Origin of the sequence: Rhodoplanes roseus (assembly GCF_003258865.1) — a bacterium.
Lineage (GTDB): Bacteria > Pseudomonadota > Alphaproteobacteria > Rhizobiales > Xanthobacteraceae > Rhodoplanes > Rhodoplanes roseus.
The window spans coordinates 1-5,585 of sequence record NZ_NPEX01000341.1 but is presented as its reverse complement, the minus strand read 5'-3'; the positions used below and the strand labels follow the sequence as shown (position 1 = coordinate 5,585).

At 71.0% G+C, this 5,585-nt stretch carries 4 protein-coding genes; 2 read left to right on the top strand and 2 right to left on the bottom strand.

All coding sequences use genetic code 11. The annotated features are described in order from the left end of the window. Both CH341_RS27560 and CH341_RS27555 read left to right on the top strand, forming a co-directional pair. On the top strand, positions 1-1,548 hold a 1,548-nt coding region (locus CH341_RS27560; RefSeq protein ID WP_111422154.1), incomplete at its 5' end, for a cation:proton antiporter domain-containing protein. Positions 1,549-1,683: 135 nt separating this feature from the next. After that, complete coding sequence (locus tag CH341_RS27555; RefSeq protein WP_111422153.1) at positions 1,684-3,147, top strand: amidohydrolase family protein; 1,464 nt, start codon at positions 1,684-1,686, stop codon at positions 3,145-3,147. Positions 3,148-3,242: 95 nt separating this feature from the next. Here the strand turns inward: CH341_RS27555 and CH341_RS35420 are convergent, their stop codons facing one another. Both CH341_RS35420 and CH341_RS27545 read right to left on the bottom strand, forming a co-directional pair. Then, a complete protein-coding gene (locus tag CH341_RS35420) occupies positions 3,243-3,818 on the bottom strand; it encodes a hypothetical protein (RefSeq protein WP_210208638.1) in 576 nt (191 codons plus the stop codon). A gap of 225 nt (positions 3,819-4,043) precedes the next feature. Beyond that, positions 4,044-5,009 (bottom strand): sensor histidine kinase, encoded by a 966-nt coding sequence (locus CH341_RS27545; protein WP_170149831.1) that lies wholly within the window; start codon positions 5,007-5,009, stop codon positions 4,044-4,046. Positions 5,010-5,585: the final 576 nt, after the last annotated feature.

The window sequence follows — 5,585 nt, the reverse complement described above, 5'->3', positions numbered from 1 at the left end:
GCCATCGCGGTGCCGGGCGCGATCGTGCAGATCGGCGTCGCCACCGCGATGGGCGCCGGCCTCGCCTGGGCGCTCGGCTGGTCGCTGCCGGCCGGCCTCGTGTTCGGACTGGCGCTCTCGGTCGCCTCCACGGTGGTGCTGCTGCGCGCCCTGCAGGAACGCCGGCTGGTCGAGACCGAGCGGGGAAAGATCGCGGTCGGCTGGCTGATCGTCGAGGATCTCGCGATGGTGCTGGCGCTGGTTCTGCTGCCGGCGCTCGCCACCGCGTTCGGCACCGCCGGGCCGGGCGGCGCCAGCGGCGACGGGCACGCGGTCGGCGGCCTGTTCGGCGTCGCGCTCGATCTCGGCGTCGGCGGCATCCTGGCCGTCACGGTGCTCAAGGTCGTCGGCTTCGTCCTGTTCATGCTGGTGGTCGGCCGCCGGGTGATCCCGTGGATCCTGCACTACGTCGCCCACACCGGCTCGCGCGAGCTGTTTCGCCTCGCCGTGCTGGCGATCGCGCTCGGCGTCGCCTTCGGGGCGGCGAAGCTGTTCGGCGTGTCGTTCGCGCTCGGCGCCTTCTTCGCCGGCATGATCCTCAGCGAATCCGAGCTCAGCCACCGCGCGGCGGAGGAATCGCTGCCGCTGCGCGACGCCTTCGCGGTGCTGTTCTTCGTCTCGGTCGGCATGCTATTCGACCCGTCGACCCTGTGGCGCGAGCCCGTCGCGGTGCTCGGCACGCTGTTCATCATCGTGATCGGCAAGTCGGTCGCCGCCTTCGTCATCGTGCGCGCCTTCGGCCATCCCACCGGCACGGCCCTGACCGTGTCGGCGAGCCTCGCCCAGATCGGCGAGTTCTCCTTCATCCTGGCCGAGCTCGGCGTCGGCCTGAAGCTGCTGCCGGACGCGGCGCGCGATCTCGTGCTGGCCGGCGCGATCCTGTCGATCCTGATCAACCCGCTGGTGTTCGCCGGCGTGCGCGCCCTCAAGGGCCGGCTCGACCTGCGCATGCCGGAGGCCGCGCCCGGCAACGCCGCCCCGTCGGCGCCCGCCGCCGCCCAGGCGAGCCCCGCCCGGACCGCGGTCGAGGTCGAGCCGCTGGTCACCACGGCGCTCTCCGGCCACACCGTGCTGGTCGGCCACGGGCGGGTCGGCAGCCTGGTGGCCGATGCGCTCGCCGCCGCCGGCACGCCGTTCCTGGTGATCGAGGACGCCGACGTGCCGCTGGCGGCGCTGCGGGCGCGCGGCACCGAGACGCTGGTCGGCAACGCCGCCGACCCCGAGGTGCTGGCCGCCGCCAATCTCGGCGCGGCGCGCCGCCTGGTGCTGGCGATTCCCAACGCCTTCGAGGCCGGCCAGGTGGTGCAGCAGGCCAAGGTCGCCAATCCGTCGATCGAGATCGTCGCCCGCGCCCATTCGGACGCCGAGGTCGAGCACCTCGCCTCGCTCGGCGCCTCGACCGTGATCATGGGCGAGCGCGAGATCGCCCGCGGCATCGTCGAGCGCATCGAGGCCGGCGCCCCGGCAGACCCGGACGAGCCCGCCGTAGCGCGCACCGAGACCGTGTGAGCGACGCCGCTCCGTCGCCCCCGCCGCCGTTCACGCGAAGCCCCTGTACTCTGTATGTGAAGCTCGGTTAGATCATTGGCGGCCGGCCTCGCCGGACCGCACAAAAAAACCGAGACGACAGGGGAGAAGACCAGGATGGGCGATCGTTCGCCGAACGTCAGCCGCCGCGCGTTGCTCGCCGGAGGCACCGCACTCGCCGGGGTCGGCCTCGCGGCCGGCACGGCCGCCTGGGCGCAGGCCCCGCGGGCCGGCAGCTCGACGCCGTCCCTGCCGGCACGGGGCAGCCATCTCGTCCGCGGCGCCTACGTGATGTCCATGGACGACCGGCTGGGCGACCTGACCTCGGCCGACGTGCTCGTGCGCGACGGCGCCATCGAGCGCGTCGCCGCGACGATCGAGCCGGAGAGCGGCGTGAGCGTCATCGACGCCCGCGGCATGATCATGATCCCGGGCTTCGTCGACACACACACGCATCTCTGGTCGACGCAGATGCGCGGCAACTTCGGCGACACGAAGGAAGCGACGTACTTCCCCACGCGCAACCGGATGGCCAACGGATATCAGCCCGAGGACATGTATCGCGGCACCCTGCTCGGTGCCGTCGAGGCGCTCTCCTCCGGCATCACGACGACGCTCGATTTCTGTCACAACATCCGCAGCCGCGAGGCCGCCGAAAGCTGCATCCGCGCCCTGCGCGAGAGCGGCATTCGCGCCCGCTTCCTCTACGGCGCCTCGACGATCTCCAAGCCGACCGAGCCGATCGATCTCGCTCACCTGGAGCAGCTCGCGACGACGTGGCGGGAGCATGCCGGCGACAGCCCGGTGACGCTGGGGCTGGCGTGGCGAGGCCCGCTCGGGATCGTGACGATCGTCGGCCAGCAGATGAACCCCGCGCTCGGCGTCGCCACCAGCGAGATCGAGGCGGCGCGCCGCCTCGGCCTTCCGATCTCGGTTCACGTGAGCGGCCAGACGGCGAAAGCTCAGTTCGAGTCGCTCACGGCGGGGGGCTTTCTCGGGCCGGATCTGCAACTCGTGCACTTCACCGACGCGACCCCGGAGCAGTTGAAGACGGCCAAGGATGCGGGCTGCAAGGTCGCCCTCACACCGCTGACGGAGTTGCGCGTCGGCTACGGCGTGACGCGCCTCCAGGACTACATCGCCAGCGGCATCCCGGTCGGCCTCGGCATCGATTCGAACTCGCTCGCCGGATACGCCGACATGTTCAGCGTGATGAAGCTGTTCCAGTTGATCGAGGCCGGCCGCCGGCGTGACGAGCTGGCCGTCACGGCGCGCAAGCTGCTCGCGCTGGCGACCATCGACGGCGCCCGGTCGATCGGGCTGGATGCGCAGATCGGATCGATCTCGCCCGGCAAGCGCGCCGACCTCCTGCTGATCGCACCACGGGCGCTGAACATGGGAATGTTCGCCGACGATCCGGCTCACCTTCTCGTCGAGGCCGCGCGCCCGCACAATGTCGACACCGTCATGGTCGACGGCCGCGTGGTGAAGCAGGGCGGACGCATGACCCTCGCCGACGCGGACGAGCTGGTCCGGCAGACCACGACGTCGGTCGACGGCATCAAATCACGTCTCAAGTAGCGCTCGAGTCGCACGCCAGCCACGCTGCATCGCAGCAGGCTCGCGGCCACCATCGCCCGGTCGCGCCCGGCGATCCGGCGGCCGGCCGATCGACGTCACGGCAGCTTGCGGATGATCAGCATCGCGGGGTCGCCGTCGGCGTCGAAGCCGGCGTGATCGGCGTCGAGGGGCCGGTGGCTCGCCTTGCGACGAGGCGCGCCGAACGGCAGCGGCTCGTCGAATCCGAACGCTCCGTCCTCGTCCCCTGCCCGGTCCTGCGGTTCGGCCGGATCCCACGCCACGTCCGGATCATCGCCGCCTCGCGCGTGAGGCGCCGGTGCGTCCCGGAAGGCCGCCAGAGGGCGCGATGCCGGCGCACCATCGAATGCCGTCCCGTCGCGATGCGGGGGGCCGGCGCGGCGCGCGACCTCGTCGACACATACGACCCCCGCGATGGGCGCTGCGGCGGCCGCCGGACGCGACGCCGGCGCACGATCGGTGGCGCGCGACATCCAGCCTTCGGTGTCGAGGGCGCGCACGAGCGCATCGGTCGCCAGGCGAACGTCGATTGTCGATCCAGTATCCGAGGCAATCAGCAGCAGCCGCGCGACAGCCGCCCAGTGAGGCCTGAGCCGGCTGCCGAACGGCAGGTCGTCGAGCAACGCCCGATTCACGTCGACCAGCGTCCGCATCGGACGCATCGGACCGGACTTCGGGGTCACGAAATACGCGAGTTCAGTGTTCCAACTCATCGATGGTGCCGGCGCCGCCGGCGCTGGAGTCACGAATTTCAGAAACGAATGTATCAATAACGCATTTGCGGGCTCCGCCACGGTAACATGGGCGGAACTACGTACAACATGACCGAACCGTGTCGCGCCGGCAACGCCGAATCGTCCTGGCGCGCCCCGGCCGACTCAGAGTCCCTCGTGAGCCGGATCGTCGATCACCCAGCCGACCTTGTCGAGCGGCGCCTCCATCCGGTACTTCAGACCGCCCGGCGCGTACTCGATCTGATGCTTGCCGATGCGCCGCATCGTGTCCTCGATGATCTTGCGCCCGTAGCCGCTGCGGGTCGGCGGCGCGACGCGGGGGCCGCCGTCCTCCTGCCACGAGAGCACGAAGGCGTTGGGGCGCAGCTCGCGCTCGACGCTCCAGCGCACCGCGATGCTGCCGTCCGGCGCCGACAGCGCACCGTACTTGACCGCGTTGGTGGTGAGCTCGTGCAGCAGCAGCGCGAAGCTCTGCGCCGCGTTCTGCTTCACCATCACCTCGATTCCGTCCAGCGTGACGCGGTCGGCGAAAGCCGAGGTCTCGGATGCGAGGATCTGTCGCAGCGGGGCGCCGCGCCACTCCTGCTCGGTCATCAGCGTGTAGGCGCGGCCGAGCGACTGCAGGCGGTCGACGAACACGTCGCGCGCCTCGCGCAGCGACCGCTCGCCCGACAGGCTCGACAGCGCCACCGACTGGATCACCGCGAACAGATTCTGGATGCGATGGTTCAGCTCGCCGATCAGCAGCCGCTGGCGATCCTCGCTGCGCTTGCGCTCGGTGATGTCGACCAGCACGGCGAGGACGAACAGCCGCCCTTCCACCGTCATCGGCTTCAGCGCGATCTCGACCGGGAACTCGCTGCCGTCCTTGCGGCGCGCCTGGAGGTCGCGGCCGATCCCCATCGGGCGCTCGCGCGGCGACAGGTCGAACACGTGCCGCAGCTCGGGATGGCCGTCGCGGAAGCGGTCCGGCACCAGGATCTCGATGGGCTGGCCGAGCAGCTCGCCGGGCGCGAAGCCGAGCATCTCGTCGGCGTGCTCGTTGGCGAAGACGACGCGCGCGTCGCCATCCACCAGAATCAGCCCGCTCGGCCCCGATTCCAGGATCATGTGAACAATGTCGCGCGGATCCCGCATCTCAACCCACTATGCCCGTCAGGCTATTGCAGGACGAGCAGTCCGGCAACCATGCCCGTTGTCCGTGTCGGCCGTGCGCCGCCCGTCCCGGCGCCGGCGGCACAGTCCCGCACCGACCCGGCGAAATATGTGATGTCGGTCACGCGGGGGTTCGAACCACCTGGCGGCGAAGGGCCGCCGGTCCGGGCTGGCCGGCCTCGCGACGCGGCCGAGCCGGCCCCTCCCGGCGAAGCGAGCCCACCGGTCGAGCGGGCACGGCAGCCGGCGCGATGCTGCAATCCGCGTATCCCCCCGCGCTCGCACGTCATCCGGCGGAGTCTTGGGTCGTCGGGACGGTAAAATCGTTGACAACAATCAATCGGCTGTCGCCACCCGAACGTCGCAACGCCGGCCGGGACGGCGCAGCTCGCCTGGTCCCTGCCTCGCTGCCGGTGCCCTCCCTTGCGCGGCCCCATCCCCCTCCTCCTGCGATCGCAGCACTAGAGAGCGCCGGGGGCCCGGGACGCAACTGGGGAAATCGGGGCGGATCGCGCCGTCGCGGCCGACGGC